The 23,442-nt window shown below is 67.0% G+C and carries 17 protein-coding genes; 11 read left to right on the plus strand and 6 right to left on the minus strand.

From position 1 onward, the window contains the following. Nucleotides 1-99 precede the first annotated feature (99 nt). Nucleotides 100-663, plus strand: coding sequence for a hypothetical protein (locus Q9246_RS03715; protein WP_306395550.1), 564 nt, complete (start codon nt 100-102; stop codon nt 661-663). Nucleotides 664-741: 78 nt separating this feature from the next. On the opposite strand, the gene Q9246_RS03720 is transcribed toward Q9246_RS03715, so the two are convergent. Then, nucleotides 742-2,280 (minus strand): FAD-dependent oxidoreductase, encoded by a 1,539-nt coding sequence (locus Q9246_RS03720; RefSeq protein WP_306395552.1) that lies wholly within the window; start codon nt 2,278-2,280, stop codon nt 742-744. Nucleotides 2,281-2,464: 184 nt separating this feature from the next. On the opposite strand from Q9246_RS03720, the gene Q9246_RS03725 reads away from it, so the two are divergent. The 4 genes from Q9246_RS03725 (at nt 2,465) to Q9246_RS03740 (ending at nt 10,482) form a co-directional block, all read left to right on the plus strand. After that, nucleotides 2,465-3,844 (plus strand): HD-GYP domain-containing protein, encoded by a 1,380-nt coding sequence (locus tag Q9246_RS03725; RefSeq protein WP_306395554.1) that lies wholly within the window; start codon nt 2,465-2,467, stop codon nt 3,842-3,844. A 247-nt stretch (nt 3,845-4,091) separates the two neighbouring features. Continuing rightward, nucleotides 4,092-6,731, plus strand: a complete 2,640-nt coding sequence (locus Q9246_RS03730; RefSeq protein WP_306395556.1) for a TonB-dependent receptor — start codon at nt 4,092-4,094, stop codon at nt 6,729-6,731. A gap of 59 nt (nt 6,732-6,790) precedes the next feature. Beyond that, on the plus strand, nt 6,791-9,190 hold the full coding sequence (locus Q9246_RS03735; protein ID WP_306395558.1) for a family 20 glycosylhydrolase: 2,400 nt from the start codon (nt 6,791-6,793) through the stop codon (nt 9,188-9,190). After that, nucleotides 9,187-10,482, plus strand: coding sequence for an MFS transporter (locus Q9246_RS03740; RefSeq protein WP_306395560.1), 1,296 nt, complete (start codon nt 9,187-9,189; stop codon nt 10,480-10,482). The genes Q9246_RS03735 and Q9246_RS03740 overlap by 4 nt, the downstream gene beginning before the upstream one ends. Here Q9246_RS03740 and Q9246_RS03745 read toward each other — a convergent pair. Continuing rightward, entirely contained in the window at nt 10,469-11,425 is a 957-nt protein-coding gene (locus Q9246_RS03745) for an AraC family transcriptional regulator (protein WP_306395561.1), read from the minus strand. The genes Q9246_RS03740 and Q9246_RS03745 overlap by 14 nt on opposite strands. 100 nt (nt 11,426-11,525) lie before the next feature. Further along, nucleotides 11,526-15,098 (minus strand): DUF4214 domain-containing protein, encoded by a 3,573-nt coding sequence (locus Q9246_RS03750; RefSeq protein ID WP_306395562.1) that lies wholly within the window; start codon nt 15,096-15,098, stop codon nt 11,526-11,528. A gap of 207 nt (nt 15,099-15,305) precedes the next feature. Here Q9246_RS03750 and Q9246_RS03755 point away from each other — a divergent pair, with 207 nt between their 5' ends. Beyond that, nucleotides 15,306-16,823: a BCCT family transporter gene (locus Q9246_RS03755; protein ID WP_306395563.1), complete on the plus strand. Its 1,518-nt coding sequence runs from the start codon at nt 15,306-15,308 to the stop codon at nt 16,821-16,823. 37 nt (nt 16,824-16,860) lie between these two features. On the opposite strand, the gene Q9246_RS03760 is transcribed toward Q9246_RS03755, so the two are convergent. Next, the gene (locus Q9246_RS03760) at nt 16,861-18,105 is read right to left on the minus strand and encodes a DUF819 family protein (protein WP_306395565.1); all 1,245 of its coding nucleotides are present in this window, start codon (nt 18,103-18,105) and stop codon (nt 16,861-16,863) included. Nucleotides 18,106-18,234: 129 nt separating this feature from the next. Between Q9246_RS03760 and Q9246_RS03765 the strand changes: the two genes are divergently transcribed. The 5 genes from Q9246_RS03765 (at nt 18,235) to Q9246_RS03785 (ending at nt 22,469) form a co-directional block, all read left to right on the plus strand. Next, nucleotides 18,235-19,203: a porin gene (locus tag Q9246_RS03765; RefSeq protein WP_306395566.1), complete on the plus strand. Its 969-nt coding sequence runs from the start codon at nt 18,235-18,237 to the stop codon at nt 19,201-19,203. A 58-nt stretch (nt 19,204-19,261) separates the two neighbouring features. Then, nucleotides 19,262-20,173, plus strand: a complete 912-nt coding sequence (locus Q9246_RS03770; RefSeq protein ID WP_306395568.1) for a DUF3626 domain-containing protein — start codon at nt 19,262-19,264, stop codon at nt 20,171-20,173. After that, entirely contained in the window at nt 20,145-20,354 is a 210-nt protein-coding gene (locus Q9246_RS03775) for a hypervirulence associated TUDOR domain-containing protein (protein WP_306395569.1), read from the plus strand. The genes Q9246_RS03770 and Q9246_RS03775 overlap by 29 nt, the downstream gene beginning before the upstream one ends. A gap of 95 nt (nt 20,355-20,449) precedes the next feature. Then, nucleotides 20,450-21,115, plus strand: coding sequence for a response regulator (locus Q9246_RS03780; protein ID WP_306395570.1), 666 nt, complete (start codon nt 20,450-20,452; stop codon nt 21,113-21,115). Further along, entirely contained in the window at nt 21,105-22,469 is a 1,365-nt protein-coding gene (locus tag Q9246_RS03785; protein ID WP_306395571.1) for an ATP-binding protein, read from the plus strand. Before Q9246_RS03780 ends, Q9246_RS03785 begins: the two co-directional genes overlap by 11 nt. A 34-nt stretch (nt 22,470-22,503) precedes the next feature. Here Q9246_RS03785 and Q9246_RS03790 read toward each other — a convergent pair whose 3' ends face one another. Then, nucleotides 22,504-22,962: a hypothetical protein gene (locus tag Q9246_RS03790; RefSeq protein ID WP_306395572.1), complete on the minus strand. Its 459-nt coding sequence runs from the start codon at nt 22,960-22,962 to the stop codon at nt 22,504-22,506. Nucleotides 22,963-22,974: 12 nt separating this feature from the next. Then, on the minus strand, nt 22,975-23,361 hold the full coding sequence (locus Q9246_RS03795) for a lysozyme (protein ID WP_422802375.1): 387 nt from the start codon (nt 23,359-23,361) through the stop codon (nt 22,975-22,977). Between the last annotated feature and the right edge of the window lie 81 nt (nt 23,362-23,442).

Below are 23,442 nucleotides of genomic sequence, written 5' to 3' on the forward strand. Positions count from 1 at the left end.
CTCTACACTGGAATCCTCACTCGACGCATATCGTTATCAATCCTGCGGTGTGCGGCGGGTAACGCCCCTGACACATTTGGTTACATTGAGGAGAACACCATGAAAATGAACAAGCTACTCAAAGGAATGCTCGGCGCATCGGTCGCCGCCGCCATGTTCGGCGCCACCGCGGTGCATGCACAAACCACGACCACCGGCACCACGACCGGCACGACCACCGGCCAGATCGGCACCACCGGCGCCCAGACTGGCAGCCAGACCGGCACCATGAGCGACCGCACCAGCGGCAGTTCGTCGATGACCGGCGTGACCGGCAGCATGCAGAGCACCGATCCGCAAGACCAGCGTGACCGCGACCGTCGCAGCAAAACCGGCACCAGCAGCGGCACGTCGGGCACCACCGGCACGACCGGCACCTCGGGCATGACCGGCACCACGGGTACCACCGGCACCACGGGCACGACCGGCACCACCGGCACCACCGGCACGACCGGCACTACCAGCGGTTCGAGCGGTTCGATGGGCACCGGCACCAGCGGTTCCACCGGCACCATGGACGACACGAACCGCAGCGGCACCTCGACCGGCACCACTGGTACGACGGGCACCACCAGCACCGGCACCGGCGCGACCGGCACCGGCACCACCGGCCGCGGCTACTGATCCAGCCAGTCGCGCTTCAGGCAGTAATGGCGGCGTCCCCGGCCGCCACCCCGAACACCGGCTTGCGCCGGTGTTTCTTCATGTGCGGGCCGACGCCAGCGTGACGCTTTCCAGCGGCGTTGGCGCCGGACCGTGCAGCACCGTGCCATCGACGTCGAAGCGCGAGGCATGGCAGGGACAATCCCAGCTGCGCTCGGCGCCGTTCCAGTGCACCGCGCAGCCGAGGTGGGTGCACCTGGCCGACAGCGCGTGCAGTTCGCCATCGGAATCGCGGTACACCGCAATCCGGCGCAGTCCCTCGCGCAATACCGCGCCCTCGCCGGCTGCGATCGCATCTAGCGAATCGACCTCGCCGCCGGCCAGCCACTCGCCGTAGCGCGCCGCCACATTGGCTTGTCCGCTGGCGAATTCACCGAGTCCGTGCACCGGCTTGCGCGCGGGATCGTAGAGCGCACTCCAGGGATTCGGCCGCTCCATGACCAGGTCGGTCACCAGCATGGCGCCGATGGTGCCGTGGGTCATGCCATTGCCTGAGTCGCCCGTGATCACATACACGTTGTCGTCGTCCATCGGGTTGCGGCCCAGGAAGGGCAGGCCGTCGTGCGGTTCCATCACCTCGCCCGACCAGCGCCAGGCAAGCTCGCGCGCCATTGGAAAGCGTTCGCGCGTCCAGTGCTCCAGTTCGTCGTAGCGGTGGCCGGGATGGGCGTCCTGGCCTGTCTTGTGGTCGGCGCCGCCCACGATCACCACGTCGTCGCCATCGGGGCCGGCGGCCAGCCGCACATAGTGATAAGGATCGCCCAGGTCCCACAGCAGCAGGTGGGGCAGTACGCCGTGCGGCGCCCGCAATCCGATCACATAGCTGCGGTAGCCGGCCTGCTTGGTGTGCATCACGATCCGGTCGTTGAACGGCGTGTGCGTGGCGACCACCACGCTGTGGGCACGGATCTCGCCATGGTCGAGCGTCACCATCTGGCGCCGGTGGTCGCCGCGAATGCGGCGCGCGTGGCTGGCGCCGTGGAGACGGCCGCCGCGGCGGACGATGGCGCGCGCCAGGCCATCGAGGTACTTGAGTGGGTGTAACTGGGCCTGGCCCGGATAGCACACCGCGGGACCGGTGTCGTAGCCGAGCCCGGGCACACGGGTGACCAGCCCGGCCTGTACGCCGGCGCGCGCCGCGGCGTCGCACTCGCGTTCCAGCAGCGCCCGGCCGCGGGTATCTTGCGCGACCAGGTAGCCATCGAGGTGCTCGAACTCGCAGGCGATGCCTTCGCGGCGCACGATCGACTCGACCATCTGCAGTGCGCGTGCATAGCTGCCGGCCACCAGGCGCGCCTGCGCATGGCCGAAGCGCCGTTCGATGCCGTGGTACCACGCGTCGGGCGGGAAGAAATGGGCGGCGCTGCGGCCGGTCTCGCCGGCGCCGACGCCAAGCGCGTCGATGACGACCACGTCCTTGTCTTGCAGCGCCAGCAGATACGCCGTAGTGAGCCCGGCGATGCCGGCGCCGATCACGCATACCTCGGCCTCTCGCGCGCCGACGAGCGCAGGAAACACCGGCACCGTGGCGGTGTCCATCCAGACCGGTCTCGAACTGCCGTTGGTCGCGCCACGCATGATCAGCTTCCATGTAAGGAACGTGCCGGATTGCGCAAGTTGTGACGACAAGTCTAGCGCGCCGATATAAAGTCGGTAGCACGATGTGGCGCGGATGCTGCATGTCGCGGTATTTCAGCTGTCAGGCATGCGACCCGCTAGTTTTATGGCTTAGTATCAATTCTTATTGCATATTGGAATTAAAATGAAGCCGCTGTCGGCGCCACCTGAATCCCTCCAGCCAAGCGCGATGAAGTTGTCCGAGCTGATCGGCGCGCTCAGTTATGCACTCGACATCACGGAAGGCCAGCCGGCGGGGCACTGCGTGCGCTGCTGCTGGATCGGCATGCACATCGGCCGCGCCGCCGGCTTGTCCGGGCAGCAGTTGTGGGAGCTTTACTATGCCCTGCTGTTGAAGGACCTCGGCTGCAGCAGCAATGCGGCTCGGATCTGCGAGCTCTATCTCACCGACGACCTCGACTTCAAGCGCGACTTCAAGACCGTCGGCGACAGCCTGCCCCAGGTGCTCGGCTTCGTGCTCAAGCATACCGGGCTGAAGGCGGGATTGGCGGAGCGTTTCCGCAGCGTGATGACGATCCTGCGCGACGGCCCCGAGATCGCCCAGGACCTGATCGCCACGCGCTGCCAGCGCGGGGCCGAGATCGCGCGCCTGCTGCGCTTTCCCGAAGGCGTGGCGCAAGGGATCTATTCGCTCGACGAGCATTTCAACGGCAAGGGAAAGCCGGCCCAGCTTGCCGGCGAGGCGATTCCGGTCATTGCCCGCATTGCCCTGCTGGCCCAGGTGATCGATGTATTCCACACCGCCGGCGGGCGCGCGGCGGCCATGCGCGAAGCCGGAGCGCGGGCCGGCACCTGGTTCGATCCACAACTGGTGGCGGCATTCGATACCTGCGCCCGGGCCGAAGCGTTCTGGCAGACGCTGGCCAGTCCCGAGGTCGACCGCGCCATCCTAGCGCTGGAACCGGCCGGCCACGAAGTCGCGCTCGACGAGGATTACCTGGACGATATCGCCGCCGCCTTCGGCCAGGTGGTCGACGCCAAGAGTCCGTACACCAGTGGCCACAGCAGCAGGGTGGCGCTGTACACCGACATGATCGGCGAAGCGCTGGGCCTGTCGCCACAGCGGCGCCGCTGGCTCAAGCGCGGCGCGCTCTTGCACGACGTCGGCAAGCTGGGCGTCAGCAACAGCGTGCTCGACAAGGCTGGCTCGCTCGACCGCAGCGAGTGGGACGCGGTGCGCCAGCATGCAGAATACACCGAGACCATCCTCGGCCGCATCGCGGCGTTCTCGGAAATAGCGGCGATCGCCGGCGCCCACCACGAACGGCTCGATGGCGGCGGCTATCCGCGTGGCCTGGCGGCCGAGGATATTCGCCTGGAAACCCGCATCATCACCACCGCCGACATTTTCGACGCCATCACCGCGGAGCGTCCGTACCGCGGCGCCATTCCTATTCCCCAGGCACTGGAGATGATGGAAAAAACGGTCGGGACCGCGCTCGACCCGGCCTGCTTCGACGCGCTCAAGCGCGCCATGGCGCAGGTCCCGCTCCCCGCCGACTGATCCCGTTCATCGCTATTACCCGTGCTTGCCGATTGCGGCAGGCACGGGCGCGCGCGCGTGGCAAGCCTGCCACATGCCGATGTCACCTTCATGAAAAATTGCAGATTGGATAGCAAGATTTGACAAACATGGCGTTCATGATACCTCCAGAATGGGCTCATAAATAAATACCAAGAGACGCCCGGACGTCCAGGAAGCCGCGACAGCAAGGGTGTGTGGAATAACCAACCTGGTTTTGGAGAGACGTATGAACGAGTTGAAGGCACGGCAGTACCAGCGCACCGCGATCGCGGCGGCGGTGGCAGGGGTGGCGATGTCGATGGGACAGGCGCAGGCACAGGAGGCGCCGATTGCCGGACCGCAGACGGTGGTCGTGACGGGCGTGCGCGCCGCGCTCGAACAGTCGTTGCGCCAGAAGCGCAATGCCGACGCCGTGGTCGAGGTCGTGACCGCCGAAGACATCGGCAAGATGCCGGACAAGAACGTGGCCGATGCGATCCAGCGCCTGCCGGGCGTCAACACGCAATCGTCGGCCGGCGGCGAAGGCGGCTTCGGCGAGAACGACCGCGTCAGCCTGCGCGGCACCAGCCCCAGCCTGCAGCAGACCCTGTTCAACGGCCACGCGATCAGCACAGGCGACTGGTTCGTGCTGAACCAGATCGGCGGCAACGTCGGCCGCTCCAGCAGTTTTTCCCTGCTGCCGTCCGAACTGGTGGGCTCGATCGTGGTCCAGAAAAGCCCCACCGCCGACCTGGTCGAAGGCGGCGTCTCGGGCGCCATCAACGTCATCACCCGCCGCCCGCTCGACTTCAAGCAGCAGTTGACGGTCGAGGCGTCGGTGCAGGCTAACTACAACGACCTGTCCAGCAAGACCGAGCCGCACCTGTCCGGCCTGATCAGCTGGAAAAACGCCAGCAATACCGCCGGCATCCTGATCCAGGGCTTTTCCGAAAAAGCCGCGGTCCGCCGCGACGGCCAGGAAATCCTGGGCTATACCCCGATCAGCGCGACCAGCGCGGCCGCCATCGCCAATCCGGCGCTGGCCGGCGTGGTGGTGCCGACCTTCATCGGCGCAGCCCTGTTCGAGCAAACCAAGAAGCGCGAAGGCGGCGCCTTCGACATCGAGGTGCGGCCCAACCGCGACCTGACGCTGGACCTGAACGGCTTCTATTCCAAACTGGAGGCGCCGCACCAGAACACCAACTCGCTGGCCGCGCCGGCCAATTCGATCAACAGCCTGGGCCTGATCCCTGGCAATCCGGTGGTGCGCAACGGCACCCTGGTGGGCGCTTCCTTTACCCGCAACGCCGGCGAGGTCGACAATATCTACCGTCCCGATGCGGGCGGCGAATCGTGGTACATCGACTTCAACGGCAAGTGGCGCGTGAGCGAGCGCTTCAGCCTGTCCGGCAAGGTCGGCAAGACCCATGGCGTGGGCTGGGACCGCGACGACGTGTATTACCAGAACAACGTCGACGGCGGCATGACCTATGCCCTCAATGGGCTTTCTCCGGCCTCGGTCAGCTACCCCGGCGGCAATACCGCCGTGCCGGGTTCGACCGCCTGGGCCGGCGGCGGCGAATCGCAGTCGGTGGACAGGGAAGAATACGCCCAGCTCGACGGCGAGCTGCGCCTGGATAACCCGACCTTCCAGTCGCTGCGCTTCGGCGCGCGCTGGACCGACCACAAGCGCACCGCCGAGCATCCGCTCGAGACCCGTCCGGGTCCGGTCGGCTTCACCAATCCGCAGCCGGCCTGGAACGGCCAGATGTATCCGGACGACTTCGGCAGCGACATCGGCGGCTACAGCGGCATCCCTTACTTCAAGTACGACGGCGCGGCGCTCGGCGCCTGGGGCGCGGTCCCCGGCAACCGCCTGCTCGACTACGTGCTGCGCCATAACTGGATGAACGAATTCGAGGTGGCCGAGAAGACGACGGCGCTGTACGGCATGGTGGACTTCGGCGGCGACGGCTGGAGCGGCAATATCGGCCTGCGCGCGATCGAGACGCGCCAGCGCACGGTGGTCAACCTGCCGGGCGGCCCGACACCGATCACGGGGTCGGCCTTCGGCCCCTACACGCCGACCGCCTTCGAACGCACCTATCGCGACTACCTGCCGAGCGCGAACTTCAAGTACAACGTGACGCCCGACCTGACCCTGCGCACCGCGCTGGCCAAGACCATCGCGCGCCCCGACTACAGCGCGCTGGGCGGCTCGGTCTCGCTCAACGACGACGCCCTGAGCGGCAGCGGCGGCAACGTGAATCTCGATCCGGTGCGCTCGACCAACTTCGACATCGGCGCCGAGTGGTATTACGCGCCGAAGGCGCTGCTGTCGGCCGGCCTGTTCTACATGGACCTGCGTTCGATCGTGGCCCAGGGCACGTCGACCGGCAGCTACTACAACAACAAGCGCGAGACCTTCACCGAGTACCAGATCACGTCGCCGTACAACACCAGCGGCAAGAACAAGGGCGTGGAGCTGAGCTGGCAGCAGCCCTTCCTGGACAACTTCGGCATGCTGGTCAACTACACCTATGCCGACGGTGAGCTGGACGACGGCGGCGAGCTGCTCAACTCCTCGAAGAACACCTATAACGTGACCGGCTACTTCGAGAACGAGCGCTTCTCGGCGCGCCTGGCCTACAACTGGCGTTCCAAGTACAAGGCCGGCGTGGACCGCGGCGCCAGCCAGCACGTGGACGACATGCCCTCGCTGGCGGCTTCGGTCAACGTCAAGCTGACCGATAAACTGACCCTGACCTTCGATGCGCTGAACCTCACCAACGAAACCATCAAGATGTACGCCGAGAACGAGGACCGGCCGCGCGCCTTCTACTCGAACGGCCGTACCTTCTACCTCGGCCTGCGCGGCAAGCTGTAAGCGCCGTAAGCCAACCTGGGGAGGCGCCCGGCCGCCTCCCCGATTCTGGAATCACACCCATGACGGACCGACCCACCGGCGGCCCGGCGATCGCCATCGCCTGGGAATGCCTCTCCAACTTCACGCGCGACGACGCGTTCACCGCGCGCCTCACGCTGCGCAACGTCGGCCGGGAGCCCATCGCGCCCGGCTGGACGCTGTGCTTCAACACCTGCCGCAAGATCCTGCCCGCGACCGTCAGCGCGGGCTTTCGCGCCACGCACCTGAACGGCGACCTGTTCGCGTTCAGCATGCCGGACAGCGCCGCCTGGCTGCCTGGCCAGGCATACGAAATCGTCTACGAATCGCTGCACTGGGCGATCAGCATCACCGATGCGCCGCTCGGCTTCTACCTGAGGGACGCGGCTGGCCTTGCGTTCGACCTGGGCGACCCGGTCATCGCGCCGTTCACCAGGCTTGAACAGCGCCACCGCATGCGGGGCGACCTGCTGCCTACGGCCGATGCGGCCTGGCGCTTCGAACAGGATGCGGCGCTGACGCTGCTGCCGCAAGACGAGGTCGGGCGCATCACACCGCGTCCGCGCCTGGCGCGCTTCGATGCGCGCCGCTGCCGGCTTGGGCAATCCACGCCGATCGATGGCGCAACGCTCGAGTATGAGACGGTCTTCCTGCGCTCGCTCCTGGCCACGCTTCCCGAGGAAGAGGACGGCGCCCGCGTCGCGCTCGAGACCGATCCCGCCCTGGAACCGGAGGCCTACCTGCTGGAGATCGCGCCCGACCGCGTGCTGGTGCGCGGCGCCGGCGCCCACGGCGTGTTCAACGGCCTGCAAAGCCTGGCGCAGCTCCTGGCGCCCGATGGCACGCTGCCGTGCGGACGGGTAGTGGACACGCCGCGCTTCGCCTACCGCGGCATGATGCTCGACGTCGCCCGCCATTTCTCCAGCGTCGACACGGTGCTGCGCCTGCTCGACTGCATGGCGAGCTACAAGCTCAATCGCTTCCACTTCCACCTGACCGACGACGAGGGCTGGCGCCTGGCGATCGCCGCCTTGCCCGAGCTGACCGAGGTCGGCGCCCGGCGCGGCGTGCCCGCGCCGGGAGAGCCGCCCTGCCTGCCGCCATCGTTCGGCTCCGGCGCCGACACCCGCTCGCCCGCCGGCAGCGGCTTTTATACGGCGGACGAATTCGTGGCCATCCTGCGCCATGCGCAGCGCCTGCACATCGAGGTGATCCCCGAATTCAATATGCCGGGCCATGCGCGCGCGGCGGTCGAGGCGATGCGGGTGCGCCATGCGCGATTGACGGCGGCGGGCGACGCCGCCGGCGCCGAAGAATACCTGCTGAGCGATCCGGATGACGCATCAAGCTACGAATCGGTGCAGCTGTGGCACGACAACGTGATGTGCATCGCGCTGCCCTCGGTCGACCGTTTCATCGATACCGTGGTGGCCGAAGTCGCCGCGCTGTACCGCCGGGCCGGCGTCCCCTTGCGCGTGCTGCACACGGGCGGCGACGAGGTGCCGGTCGGCGCCTGGCTCCGCTCGCCCGCCTGCCAGGCGCGCATGCGCGAGCGCGGCTGGATCGAGCCACGCCAGTTGCGCGACGACTTCCAGGCGCGCTGCCGCGCGATCCTGGCGCGCCACGGCATCGGCTTCACGGGCTGGGAAGAGACCGCGCTGACGTCCAGTAGCCGGCAAGGCGGCGAAGACGTCTATGTCTGGAACAACGGCTGGGGCTCGGGCCAGGAGGATTGCGCCAACCTGCTCGCCAATGCCGGCTACCAGGTGGTGCTGTCCAGCGCGGCCAGCCTGTACTTCGACTTCGCCTACGCCAAACATCCGCAGGAACCAGGGTATTACTGGGCCGGCTTCGTCGATACCCGTGAACCGTTCGGCCTGGATCCGCTCGAGGCGCCGCTATTGCCGCCGCACGATGCGATGGGCCGCGCGCCGGACCCGGCGCGGATGGCGGCGCTGGCGCCGCTCGACGCCGACGGTCGCGCGCGCATCAAGGGCTTGCAAGGGCAGTTGTGGGGGGAGAATGCGCGTTCGCGCGAACGGGTCGAGTACCTGGCGCTGCCGCGCCTGATCGGCCTGGCCGAACGGGCGTGGAGCGCCGACCCGGGCTGGAAGAACGCCGATGGCCTGGCCCAGGACTGGAACGAATTCGCCAACCGCCTCGGCCAGCGCGAGCTGCCGCGCCTGGACCGCTTGCCCGCGCCATGGCACTACCGCCTGCCGCCGCCCGGCGCGGTGGTGAAGGAGGGCAGGCTGCATGCGAATATCGCCCTGCCGGGCCTGGCCGTGCATTACACTCTGGATGGCAGCGAGCCTGGCGCCGACAGCCCGCGCTACACGGCGCCAGTGGCGCTCGATGGCTGCTCCACCCTGAAGCTGGCCAGCGTCGACACCCGCGGGCGCGCCAGCCGGATCGTCACATTGAACCTGGAACCGTCATGACCGCGATGAACGACGCGCCGGCCGCGGCGCCGGCAACGGAAAAGCGCCGCCATCCGCTCAGCTGGGTCCCGACCCTGTACCTGGCCCAGGGCCTGCCGTTCTACGCGGTGGCGCTGGTGGCCGGCCAGATGCTCAAGAGCATGGGCGTGCCGAACGACCAGATCGCGCGCTGGACCGGTTTATTGGGCCTGGCCTGGGCCTTCAAGGCGTTGTGGAGCCCCTTCATGGAACTCGCTCCCAGCCGGCGCCTGGCGGTGGTCGCCTGCCAGCTGATCGGCGGCGCCTGCCTGGCGCTGGTGGCGCTGGCGCTGCAACTGCCGATGTGGTTCGCGCTCTGCATCGCGCTGCTGGCGATCGTCTCGCTGGCCTCGAGCACCCACGACATCGTCGCCGACGGCATCTACATTGCCAGCCTCGACGCGCGCGAGCAGGCCGCCTATGCCGGCTGGCAGGGCGCCTTCTTCAATGCGGCCAAGTTCATCTCGCTGGGCGGCCTCCTGATCCTGGCCGGCGCGCTGGAGGAGCGGCTCGGCATCGAGGCCGCCTGGACCACCGTGTTCCTGCTGCTGGGCGGCCTGATGGCGCTGCTCGGGCTGTACCACGTGCGGGCGCTGCCGGCCACGCCGCGCATCGCCAGGGCCGGGCATAGCCTGGCCGGCATCGGAGCCACCCTGGTCGACGTCATCAAGACCTTCTTCGCCAAGCCCGGCATCTGGATGGCGATCCTGTTCATCATCCTGTTCCGCGCCGGCGAAGGCCAGATCCAGTCGATCGGCCCGCTGTTCCTGCGCGACGCGCGCGCGGTCGGTGGCCTGGGACTCACCACGGCCGAAGTGGGCTGGGCCTACGGCACCGTCGGCACCGCCGCCTTTTTGGTCGGCAGCATCGCCGGCGGCTATTTCACGGCCTGGCTGAGCCTCAGGCGCGCGCTGCCGATCCTGATCCTGGCCATGAACCTGCCGAACGCCGCCTTCTGGTACCTGAGCCACGCGCAACCTGAATCGATGGCGCTGATCGTCGGCCTGCTGGGGATCGAGATGTTCGGCTACGGCTTCGGCTTCGTCGGCGTGATCCTGTTCATCATGCAGGTGGTGGCCAGCGGCCGTTACCAGGCGGCCCACTACGCGCTCGGCACCGGCTTCATGCAACTGGGCTTCGTGCTGTTCCGCACCATCAGCGGCGATATCCAGCAGGCGCTGGGCTACCGCGATTTCTTCCTGTGGGTGTTGCTGGCCAGCGTGCCGGTGCTGGTCCTGAGCCGGTTCATGAAGCTGGAAGCTAGCGCTTCTTGACCGGCAGCGCCAGCCAGCCGCGCCAGCCGCCGTCGCCATCGCGCTCGACCTGCTGGATATGCGGCCGGGTGGCGTCCAGCCGCCACAGCGACTGGTGTTCGAGCCAGTCTTCGTACATGGCCCGGAAGCGCGGCCATTCGCCGTGGAAGTCGAGGCAGGCGTAGGTCCCGGCCGGCAGCAGGCGCAGGCCGAGGGTCGGATCGTCGCCCGGCGCCTCGGCCCTGAAGCCGAAGTCGTAGCAGTATTCGCGCTCGCCGGTGAAGCCGGGATCCTCGTCGAACACGCCATACCACGGCGCGCCGCGCGCCAGCCCTGCGCGTTCGCGCTCGCAGATGAAGGCGTTACACGCCAGCGACAGCGTGGCCCCCGACTGGCCGAAGAAGCGCTGGTAGCGCAGGCGCACGGCGGGCAGGCTACGCACCGTGACGCGGGCGGCGACGCTGCCCGGTTCGGGCGGGCAGTAGGGCGCCTGCAGCGCCGCCACATTGCTCGGTTCGGCCACGAAGAAGCTGACATCGCTCTCGCGCCCGACCTGGGCGTCCATATAGGCGCGCCAGCCGCCGTCGCGCCACTCCTTGGCCGACATCGCGAACTGCTGGCGGAAAGCCTTGGAGAAGGCGGCGTTGGACGGGAAGCCGCAATCCTGGGCGATGCGCCCGACCGGCACGTCCGGTTCGTGGCGCAGCAGGTGGGCGGCGCGGCGCAGGCGGCGCTTGCGCTGATATTCGACCGCCGAGAAGCCGGTCAGCTCGCGGAAGATGCGGTCGAAGTGGTAGCTCGAATAGCTGGCCGAGGCGGCCAGGCTGCCCAGGGCCAGCGGATCGCCGACCGAATCGAGCATCAGGTCCATCACCTCGTACAGGCGCGAATCGCGGGCGCTGGGCCGCGCGTCGGCGCGCGCGCGTGGCGTGGGTGATGCGGTGGAAAGGGCGTGAGCGGACATCGCATAATGTCATTACAAGACTGAATGAATTATGCGGCCAAACGCGCTGCCGTGGCGAACTGTGTGTGTTCGTGACAACAACGCGTACTCCGGGCCTCCGTCAGCCGCCCCAGGGCTGGTAGGCGATCCCCTGGCCGATCAGCGGCGCCACCGCGCCCACGTTCTCGACGCTCTCGCTGAACGCCGCCAGCACGGTGGCCAGGTCGGCGCGCTGCGAATCGAGCACGTCGACCCAGAAATCGAAGCCGCCCTGTTCCGGCGCCCGGTCCAGGATGTGGTTGTACAGCAGGGTGACGATCGCGGTATTGCCTGGCGCCGCGCCGTAGATGTCGCGGAATTCGCTGGATGCGATGAACCATTCGGCGACGTCATGCAGCGTGGTGCCGCGGTCGAAGGCGGCGATCCAGTAACCGAGGCCGCCTTCGTCCGGCGCGCGGTCGAAGGCGGCGCGGTACAGGCGGTAGGCCTGGCCTGCCACGCCGTCGATGTCGAGGGCGATGCCGCCATCGGCGAACGCCAGGCGTTCGATGCCGTCGAGCTGGTCGGTGCCGCCGTAGGCCGCGGCCCTGTCGTCCACCACCCATGTGCCGGGCGCCGCGCCCTGGCTGACCGCATACTGTTCGCGCAAGCGGAAGTAGCGCGCGGTATCGAGGCCTGCGCCACCGAACAGCAGGTCGTCGCCAACGTCGCCCACCAGCACGTCGTCGCCGGCGCCGCCAACCAGGCGGTCGTCCAGCCAGCTGCCGAGCAGCACGTCGTTGCCTGCGCTGCCGGCCAGGTCGAGCGGGGTCTTCGAACCGTTCGGATCGACGCGGCCGGTGAAGTTGTCCAGCGTGAGCGCGCTGCGTTCGACGTTCTTGAGCGTGACGATGTCGCGATAGGCATTGGCGTCGCTTGACTCGCTGTTCAGGCGGCCCTGCAGGACCGTGTCGGCGCCACGCTGCACCAGCCGCAGGTTGCTGTCGGCCGCGAACGGGTTGCGGCCATGGGCCTGCAGCAGCGGCAGCACGTCGAACAGGTCGCCGCCCGCGCCGGCGGCGAAGTCGGTGATCGTGTACGAGCCTGCAGTCGAGAACATCAGGGCCTGGTAGGTGTCCCGGCCGGCGCCGCCCTCGGCCACGACCTGCACCGCGCCGCCGCTCAGGTGGACCGCGAAGAGGTCGTCCCCGGCGCCGCCGCGCAACTGGACCGTGCCGGTGGCGGGCTGGTTGCGGCTGCTGTGGACGTCAAGGCGGTCGTTGCCCTCGCCGCCGTCGAGCAGCACATCGCCGCCGGTGGCCGTCAGGAAGTCGTCGCCGGCGTCGCCATACAGGCGCTGGATGCCGGTGTCGGCGGCGACCAGCTGGTCGTTGCCGTCGCCGCCGCGCAGGATGTTGTTGCCGAAGGAATCGGTCAGGTAGTCGTTGCCGGCGCCGCCCTCGAGCACGTCGTTGCCAAGTCCGCCATCGAGGGTGTCGTCGCCGGCGCCGCCGCGCAGCAGGTCGTCGAAGCGGCCGCCGGTCAGCCGGTCGGCACCCGGGCCGCCATCGATGCTCAAGCCGCGCGTGGAGCCGTCCGGATGGCTGCCGTCGACGAAGTTGTCCGAGATGAAGGCGGCCACCGTCGTATTGTCGAACACGACCTGGGTGTAGAAGGCGCCCGGGCCGGCCGCGCCGTCCTGGTCGATCTGCAGCAGCACCCGGCTTCCGTCCTGCACCAGGCGCGCATGGCCGCTGCCGAACGGGTTGGTGTTGGTCGGGGCGAAGAACGAGAACAGGTCCAGCACGTCGCCTTTGGCGCCGGTCTGGAAATCGCGGATCGTGACCACGGCGCCGGCTTCGGTGTATTGCGCGAAGCCGTAGCGGTCGCTGCCCGCGCCGCCGGCGACCGAGATGGCGCGCGGCGCCTTCTGGTTCGAGAAGTACAGGTTGTCGTTGCCGTCGCCGGCGTCGATGTCCAGTAGCGGCGCGCCGGCCGGATCGGAGCCCGCGGTGACGTGGATCTGGTCGTCGCCAGTACCGCCCAGCACGCGCCGCACCGCGCTCCCCGCGACGTGGATGCTGTCGTCGCCGGCGCCGCCGTCGAGCAGCGAACCGGCGCCTCCTTGCCAGGCGCCGTCGTCGTACAGGTAGTCCCTGCCGGCGCCGCCGCGCAGGACGTTGTTGCCGTGCGAGTCGCGCAGCTCGTCGTCGCCGTCGCCGCCTTCCAGCGTGTCGTCGCCTTCGCCGCCCTCGAGCCGGTCGTTGCCGGCGCCGCCCTGCAGCAGATCGTTGCCGGTGCCGCCCAGCAGCGTGTCGTTGCCGGCGCCGCCGCGCAGGAGATCGTTGCCGGCGCGTCCCTCGAGGTGGTCGTTGCCGCCGAGGCCATCGATGGTGTCGTCCAGCGTGTCGCCGACCAGCACGTCGTCGCCGGCGCTGCCGGTGAGGACATTGCCTTGGCTGCCGCCATGCGGGTTGTAGCCATTGACGAAATGCGCGCCGCCCAGCGACGCCAGCGACACATTGGCCAGCACCGCCACCAGCAGGGGAACCTGGTCGCCGCTGCCAGCCGCGCCATCGCGGTCGAGGGTCAGGTGCACGTCGCTTCCCGATTGATAGGCATGCAGGTAGCCGGCGGCGCCGAAGGGATTGCCGACCAGGCCGGCCGGCAGCAGGGCCGACAGGTCGATCCGGTCGCCGGCGCCGAAATCGGTGATCGTGACATTCAGGCCGGTCGCCATGAACTGGAACAGGTCGGCGCCGGCGCCGCCGGTGGCGCGGATCACGGCCAGTTCCGAGGTGGCGTCGAAGCGCATGGTGTCGTTGCCGCCGCCGCCGTCCAGGGTGATGCTGCGCACACCGTGGCGGCTGCCATGGATGAAGAAGGTGTCGTCGCCGGCGCCGCCGAGCAGGGTGTCGTTGCCGTTGCCGCCGAACAGGCGATCGTCGCCATCCCCGCCGTCGAGCAGATTGTTGCCGTACGACACGGTGCGCAGCTCGTCATGGCCGCGGCCCCCGCGCAGGATGTCGTTGCCGTCGCCGCCTTCGAGCAGGTCGTCGCCGTCGCCGCCCTCGAGCACGTCGTCGCCGGCGCCGCCCCTCAGCGTATCGTTGCCGCCGAGGCCGATCAGGATGTCGTCGAGGTCGCCGCCGACCAAACGGTCGTTGCCCGCCGTGCCGGTCAGGGTCATGCCCTTGCTGCTGCCGCGCGGATCGTAGCCGTCGACGAAGTCGGCGCCCGTCACCTGCTCGGGAAGGACGCCGCGCAGGGTGGCCACATTCAGGTAGTTGGCGCCGTCGAGCCGCTGCAGCAGGGTGTCTGCGCCGGAAGTGATCAGGCGCAGCTGGCCGCTGGCGAAGGGATTGCCGGTGTAGCCGAAGTCGCTGAGGTAACGGATGTCGAGCTGGTCGCCGCCGGCGCCGGGGCTGAAGTCGGTGATGACGACCTGGACGCCGGCCGCGGGATCGCTGGCGCGGCGCAGGACGAAGACATCGCTGCCGGCGCCGCCAGTAATCACGGCCGTGGCCTTCGAGCGGCCGAACAGGTTGATGTCGATGCGGTCGTTGCCGGCGCCGGCGTCCACGGTGGTGGTGGCGCCGTCGAGCGTGAAGAAGCTCAGCTCGATCAGGTCGTCGCCGGGCGTGCCGCGCAGGACGTCGTCCTGCGCCGTGCGGGAGGTGGTGATGGAAGCGGGCGATGCGGGTGCGGCGGACATGCTGAACTGGACAAGAAAATGGAGCACCACTATTGCCGATTGTAATGACGTCGTCTAGTGAAAATAGCGGGTCATGCAAAAGGATTAAGATCAGGGCAGATACACAATGGTTCCTGCTGCGCTGCAATATTGTAATAAATCAGTTACAATGATTAATTATTCTGATTCATTCCAACGCCGACGCGCGTTACTGTCTACGGAGAAAACATGCAGACAGCATTTTCGGCGGGTTTCATCCTTGCCATCGTTGTATGGGGCGTGATCTCGCCCACCACCATGGGAGCGGTGTTCGATACCGTCCTCGCATCCGTCACCCGCAACTTCGGCTGGTTCTACCTGTGGGTGGTGCTGGGCCTGGTCGCCTTCGCCCTGTTCATGGCCTTCAGCCGCTACGGCAACCTCAAGCTGGGCGACGAGGACGACGAGCCCGAATTCTCGATCGGGAGCTGGTTCTCGATGCTGTTCGCGGCGGGCATGGGCATCGGCCTGGTGTTCTTCGGCGTGGCCGAGCCGATTTCACACTATATCGACGCGCCGCCCGGGACCGTGTCGGCCACCCCGGAAGCGGCGGGCGTGGCGATGCGCTACACCTTCTTCCACTGGGGCATCCATCCGTGGGCGGTGTACAGCGCGGTGGCGCTGGCGATCGCCTTCTTTCAGTACCGGCGCGGCGGCGACGCCCTGGTCAGCACCGCGACCGGGGCCTTGCCCTGGCCTATCGTCAAGCGCATGGGCGGCCTGTTCAACGGCCTGGCGGTGGTGGCCACCGCCTTCGGCGTGGCCGCCTCGCTCGGCGTCGGCGCCATGCAGATCAACAGCGGCATGAACACGGTGTTCGGCCTCGAGATCGGCGAGGCCTCGCAGATCGGCATCATCCTGGTCGCCACTGCCCTGTTCCTCGGGTCGGCGATCAGCGGCGTGACGCGCGGCGTCAAGCTGCTGTCGAACTTCAACATGATCATGGCCGGCCTGCTGGCGCTGGTCGTGTTCCTGGTCGGCCCGACGGTGGCCATCATCGACACCTTCACCAGCACCCTGGGCAGCTACGCCACCGAGTTCGTGCGCATGAGCCTGCGCGCCACGCCATTCCGCGACAGTAACTGGGTCGGCAACTGGACCATCTTCTACTGGGCCTGGTGGATCTCGTGGTCGCCGTTCGTGGGCCTTTTCATCGCCCGCGTCTCGCGCGGCCGCACGATCCGCGAGTTCATCATCGGCACCATGCTGGCGCCGACGCTGGCCGCCTTCCTGTGGTTCTCGATCTTCGGCGGCACTGCGCTGCACATGGAGATCTGGCAGAACATCCCGATTTCGGACGCGGTGCGCGCCGACACCTCGACCGCCCTGTTCGCGCTGTTCGACGCGCTGCCGCTGGGGATGATCATGTCGGCGGTGGCCACCGTGCTGGTGCTGGTGTTCTTCGTCACCTCGGGCGACTCGGCGGTGCTGGTGCTGAGCATGATGAGCAGCGGCGGCAATCCGAACCCGTCGACCAAGTCCAAGCTGCTGTGGGGCGGCCTGATCGCCGGCATCGCGATCAGCCTGCTACTGGCGGGTGGCCTGAAGGCGCTGCAGACGGCGACCATCGTGTTCGCGGTGCCGTTCTCGCTGGTGATCATCCTGATGCTGGTGTCGCTGTGGCGCGCCGTGTGCGAGGACTGGGCGGCGCACGAGAAACGCGAGCGCGAACTGCGCCGCCGCATGCGCCAGATGGTCGAGAAATGAAGAAGGCGCGCCCCCGGGCGGGGACGCGCCCGGGATCTTACGTGGCCAGCGCGCGCAGCAGCAACCCGGTGATATAGGCGCAGTAGGTGCCGAGGGCGTAGCCGAGCACTGCCAGCAGCACCCCGACCGGGGCCAGGGCCGGATGGAATGCGCTGGCCACCACCGGCGCCGACGCCGCGCCGCCGATATTCGCCTGCGAGCCGACCGCCATGAAGAACAGCGGCGCCCGGATCAGCTTGGCCACCAGCAGCATCAGGCCGCCGTGCACCGCCATCCAGATCAGGCCCAGCAGGAACAGCCATGGGCGGTCGAGCAGGGCGTTCAGGTCCATGTGCATACCGATGGTGGCCACCAGGATGTACAGCATGGCCGAGCCGATGGTCGAGGCGCCGGCGCCTTCCAGGCTGCGCGCCCGGGTAAAGCTCAGCGCCAGGCCGATGGTGGTGGCATACACCACGATCCAGAAGAAGCTCGAGGTCAGACTGTAGTCCTGCAGGCGCCACTCGGCCGGCAGGGTCGAGATCCAGGCCACGGTGGGGCCGGTCAGCGCATGCGACAGGCCGGTCGCGCCCAGGCCCACGGCCAGCACCACCATCACGTCGGTCAGGGTCGGGATGCGCGCGTGCTCGGCCTTGTAATGCTCGATGCTCTCCTTGAGCGCATTGATGGCGGAAACATCGGCGCCGGTCCAGCGGTCGAAGGCCTGGGCCCGGCCGGCCAGGAACAGCAGCACCGCCATCCACAGGCTGGCGACCAGCACGTCGACCGCGACGAACTGGCCGAACAGGGTGGCGTCGACCTCGAATACTTCCTTCATCGCGGCCTGGTTGGCGCCGCCGCCGATCCAGGCGCCGGTGATGGTGGTCATGCCGCGCCAGGTGTCGCCGGCCACGGTCTCGGGATGGATGAAGTCCATCGCGATGAAGGACACGATGGCGCCCAGCATCACGCCCAGGGTGCCGGTGAGGAACATGATGATGGCCTTGGGGCCGAGGCGCAGCACGGCGCCGAAGTCGATCGCCACGCACAGCAGCACCAGGGCGGTCGGCAGCAGGTAGTCGCGCGCCATCGGATACAGGGCTGAGGCATTGCCGTCGATGATGCCGGCGGTATTGAGCAGGGCCGGGATCAGGTAGCACAGCAGCAGGGCCGGCACATAGGTATAGAACCTGCTCCAGGCGCCCGTCTTGCGGGAAGAAGTCCAGAAGACGGCGCCGAGAATGACGGCCAGCATGCCGAGCACGACGGCATCGTTGGTGACGAGTGGAGAGACAGATTGCATCGTGGGTCCAGGTAGAGGGTGGATCGAACGTCCTGCCGCCACGGCTGGACGCGGCAATTCTACATATTAATTAATCAAAATCATGTACTTACGGTAAGCACCGTATCAACCAGGAGGGTCGGTTTGGCATTGACAGCAAAACATCATTTCAATAAATATTTTTTGGCAGGCCTGGCCTGCACGGCATTCGGCGCGGTGCCCGCGCTGGCGCAAAGCCAGGTGCAGATGTACGGCAGCCTCGACATCGGCCTCAAGAAGCGCACCGGCAATCCGATGGAAGTCGGGCGCGGATTCAACAACTGGCTGGGCTGGCGCGGGACCGAGCGCCTGGACAATGGCCTGGAAGCGACCTTCGTAGCCGAGATGCGCTTCAACCTCGACGACGGCAGCCAGGAGCGGCCCGACAAGCTGATGCAGGGCGAAACCACGGTAGGCCTACGCAGCGAAGAACTGGGCAGCGTGCGCCTGGGCCGGGCGATGACGCCGCTGTGGTGGGAAATCTGGAAATACGATCCGTGGATTAACAGCGGCGAGAATGCCTCGATGTTCGCCTACCAGACCGGCAGCTATACCAGCGACGGCGTGCACGACCTCGAGAACGGCTATGCGAACTACTCGCGCTTCGAGAATGCCGTGTTCTATACCAGCCCGACCGTCGGCGGCTGGCATGTGCATGCAGCGGCCGAGGCCGAACGCGACCCGCTCGACGTGCGCCGTCCGGCCGGGGTCTCGTTCAACTATGCGAAGGGCAGCGTGCTGGGGCACCTCGCGCTCGAGCGCAATTCGAACGACGACCGCATCGGCGTCGTCTCGCTGTCCTGGCAGACCGGCAAGCTGCGCCTGATGGCGTCCACCGCGCGCCACCTGCCGCGCACCGGCGCCACGGAGAAGGTCGCGATGGTCGCCGCCAACTACCGGGACGGCGCCGTCACCTGGCGCGCCGGCTACGGCCGCAACTTCCTGCTCGGCCACGACAAGCTGGGCCTGGGCGCGATCCACCACCTGTCGCCGCGCACCGGCCTGTATGCGGACGTGTACCGCGAGCGCGCGGCCGCCGATGCCAATGGCGCGGCGGTGGGCATCATGCATACCTTCTGATCGCGGCGCGCCTGGCGTAGAATCGGCTGCTCATCCTTGCGAGTGCCGACTTCACCAGATGGACCTCCCCGATACAGCATTGGACCCGGCGCAGGCGCGCGCCATCGCCCACGTTGCCGCGTGCAGTGCGGGCGCGGCGCTCGACCCTGCGCTGGCGCTCACCCTCAATTTCCACCCCGACCGCCCGTACGGCGGCCAGCCGCTGCTGCAGGCGCTGCTCGACGCCGGCGTCTACCGTTCGCAATTCGAGACCGGCACCAGCAACGGCGGCCTGGGCGCCTTCGCGGGCGGGGCGCGCTGGCTGTGGGAAAGCCGGATCTTCGGCGGCGCCTACGACGCCGCCGCGCCCGACCGGCGCCCCAAGTACGGTGCACTCAACTACCAGGGCTATGCCGTCGGCGGCTCGCCGCGTTTCGGCTCGGCCCACCTGCGGCTGCGGCCGGGCGTCGCCGCGCGCAGCACCTTCTGCTATCCGGACAGCGTGTTCGAGCCCGAGCACTTCGGTGTCGCCGCCCGCATCGACCTGGTCGCGCGCGCCATGGCCGACGACAAGGACCTGCTCGACGATTACATCGAGGCGCACATCCACGGGCCGATCCGGCTGCACGAGGATGTCGAGGCGCTGGTGCTCGATCCCTGCTACCGGGGGACGGCCATCGAAGCCATCGCGCGGCGCTATCCCTGCGCGCTCGAATGGCATCCGGGCTTCAGGCTCGCGATCGACGCGTTGCGCCGCCATCCTGACTACCGCGGGCAGCAGTTCGTGGAGCTCGGCGCCGCCATCGCCGAGGACGGCTGGCTCGATCCGGCCATCCTGGGCCGGGCAGTTGCCGGCGGACGGCACGATCCGCAAGACCTCAAGAAGGTGTGGCATTACATCGCGCGCTTCGGCGCGCCGTTCCATGCTCAAATGCCTTGTCGAACCAATACGGAGGTCCAGCATGACAAAGGCATTCAAGGCCGGCGATAAGGTGCAGTGGGAGTCGTCGCAGGGGACGGTCAAGGGCAAGGTCAAGAAGAAGCTGACCTCACCGACCGACATCAAGAGCCACCATGTGGCGGCCTCGAAGGACAACCCGGAATACCTGGTGGCCAGCGACAAGACCGGGGCCGAAGCGGCGCATAAACCGGGGTCGCTGAAGAAGGCGTGATGGACTGCGCTTAAGATTCGCTTCACCTTCGCGCGGCATGCTCGGCGGCGGGTTGTTTACGCCATACTGGCGTTCCCCTGTTGCCGGACTACCGCATGCGCATCCTGTTGGTCGAAGACGATATCTCCCTTGGCGAAACCATCCAGGCCTGGCTGCGCCTGGACGAGCACGCGGTGGACTGGGTCCAGCGCGGCGACTCGGCGCAGACCGCGCTCCTGACCCATCATTACGACTGCGTCCTGCTCGACCGCGGCTTGCCCGCGATGTCCGGCGACGCGCTGCTGGCGCAGTTGCGCAAGGCTGGCAATGGCGTCCCGGTGATCCTGATCACCGCTTTCAATGCGCTGGCCGACCGGGTCGAGGGTCTGGACCTGGGCGCCGACGACTACCTGGTGAAACCGTTCGAGCTGGAGGAGATGTCGGCTCGCATCCGGGCCGCCGTGCGGCGCGGCGCCAACCAGGTGAGTAACGTGTTGGCGCATGGCGACATCGCCCTGAACCTCGACACCAAGGGCGCGACCCTGGCCGGCCAACCGGTCGCGCTGACCGCGCGCGAGTACAACGTGCTGTATGCGCTGCTGCTAAGAAAAAACAGCATTGTTACCCGCGCCCAGATCGAGGAAACCTTGTACGGCTGGGGCGACGAGGTCGAAAGCAATGCGATCGAGGTGTACATCCACAACCTGCGCAAGAAGTTCGGCGGCGACAGCATCGTCACCGTGCGTGGACTGGGCTACCGGCTGAAGAACGATGGTGAATAAGACCCGCGACCCTGAGGCGCCGTGGTCGCTGCGGCGGCGCCTGCTGGCTGTCATCGTGGCCGCCAGCACGGTGCTGTGGCTGGCCAGCCTGGGCATCGTCACCGTGATCGCCTGGCAGGAAACCAATGAGGTGTTCGACGACGCGCTCGAGGAATCCGGTTATATGATCATGGCCGCCACCACCGACTGGAACGAGCGCGGCCTGCTGCCGCAGGGCGGGGCCAGCGGCAAACATGGCCGCAAGGTCGACATGCAATACCAGATCGTGGTCGATGGCCGCGTGATCCAGCGTACTGGCGACGCGCCGCTGCGGCCCTTCGTGTCGAATTTCGACGACGACCATGGCTTCGCCGAGGCGCTGGCGGGCGGCGAGCGCTGGCGCGTGTTCGTGGTGCGCGACGAGGCCCGCAACTTCGAGGTGCAGGTCGGCCAACAGGTTGACAAGCGCTTCGACATTCTCGAGGAACTGGCCGATTCGCTGTGGCTGCCCGTGCTGGGCTTCCTGCTGTTGCTGGCGCTGGTGTGCTGGGTCCTGACCGGCCGCGTGCTCAAGCCCCTGCGCCGCACGGCGGCTTCGATCGCGGCCAAGACCCCGAGCGACCTGGCGCTGGTCGACACCGCCGGCCAGGCGCGCGAAGTGCTGCCGATCGTGCAGGCGCTGAACGGCGTGCTGGGTCGGCTGGAAGCGGCCCTGCAAGCCGAGCGCCGCTTCACCGCCGACGCCGCCCACGAGCTGCGCACGCCGCTGGCCGGCCTGCACATGCACGTGCAACTGCTGCAGCGCCAGCATCCCGACCTGGCGGCGCCGTTCCACAAGCTGCGCCAGGACATCGCGCGCCTGACGGCGCTGGTCGACAGCCTGTTAACGCTGGCGCGCCTGGACCCGCTGGCGCGCGAACAGCTGGTGCGCCAGCCAGTCGCGCTCGCGCCGCTATGCGAGCGCGCGGCCGCCATGCATGCGCCGGAGGCGGCCGCGCGCGGCATCGCGCTGGCGCTGCGTTGCGAAATACACGAGGTGCAGGCAGACCCGCAGATGCTGGAAATCGTGCTGCGCAACCTGGTCGACAATGCGCTGCGCTACTGCCCGGACGGCAGCCGTATCGAGATCGAGGCCGTGCCCCATGCCGGCGGCGCGCGTATCGCGGTGCGCGACGACGGGCCCGGCGTGGATGCCGAGAGCCGCCAGCGCCTGACCGAGCGTTTCTTCCGTGTGCTGGGGCAGGGGCAGCCGGGCAGTGGACTCGGACTATCGATCGTCAAGCGCATTGCCGACTTGCATGGCGTCAAGCTGGCCTTCGGGCCTGGGATCGACGGCCGCGGGCTGGGCGTGACGCTGGATCTGCCCGCTGTGTAGATTATGTACCTTGGGTGATAATTCGAGCTGCCAATTATTTTTTGACTCGCACCGCGTCAAAGAACCAGCCTTTCCAAAATATAACAAGCTTATTCCGGTTTAAGATGAAAACCGTGGTGCAACTAATTTCAACAGCGGTGACCGGATCAGGAAGTTTGAGCCTCTCCACGTTCGAGTTCCATCCTTTGCGCAAATACAAGGTTGGCTCAACTTTCTGTGCTTCAAATTCGGTATCTCCGCAGTCTTCGTCACCGAACGCGACTTTATCCTTACTTATCGTAAAAATATGGCCGACTAGTTGTGTCGCTTCACGCTCGTCAAGAGATGCGATGTCAGCGCTATCAATCGACTTGGTAAAGCGCCATTGACCCGTTACGTTGCGCTCTATTGAGTCTGAGGCTTTGACTGAAGGTAGCGTAATGAGAGCAAGTATCAAGAGAATTTGCAGAAAGTTGGCTCGCGGAATCAAGAGTGGAAATCGAAGCAGCGACATTTGCAGTTCTCCTCATTCGCTAACGGCAGTAGTGGATTTTTCGGTTCGGAATGGCGCGCTTTCTTCAGCACGTCTCTTGATTAGTCCGGGAGCAATCACGAGCTTCTTTTTCCCCTTCTCGACAACCCTTACCTTGATCATTAGCGACATATTGTTGGCAGCGCCGTTAAAGTCTCCGCGATTCACAAGTCTAAACGTCTGGCTGGAACCATTCGCTCCTGCATTATAAGCAAGACTGCAAAGCTCGTCGAACTGGGCTTGATGAAGCGCAACGGTTATATTGCGATGGATGATTGCTTCCGTCTTCGCAATTTTTCTTTCGAATTCCTGGTCAACCATCTTGACCGATACTATCCTGCCCAACTCTTCTTTTGTGCAAACACCTTTATGAGCGAGAATGCCTACGCCCTAGGTGCAATGCCCCTTGTTCTTCCCCATGTCGTTGTAATACCGGTATACGGCTTTCTCGGTCGCCCGGAG

Origin of the sequence: Telluria beijingensis (genome assembly GCF_030770395.1) — a bacterium.
Classification (GTDB): Bacteria; Pseudomonadota; Gammaproteobacteria; order Burkholderiales; family Burkholderiaceae_D; genus Telluria; species Telluria beijingensis.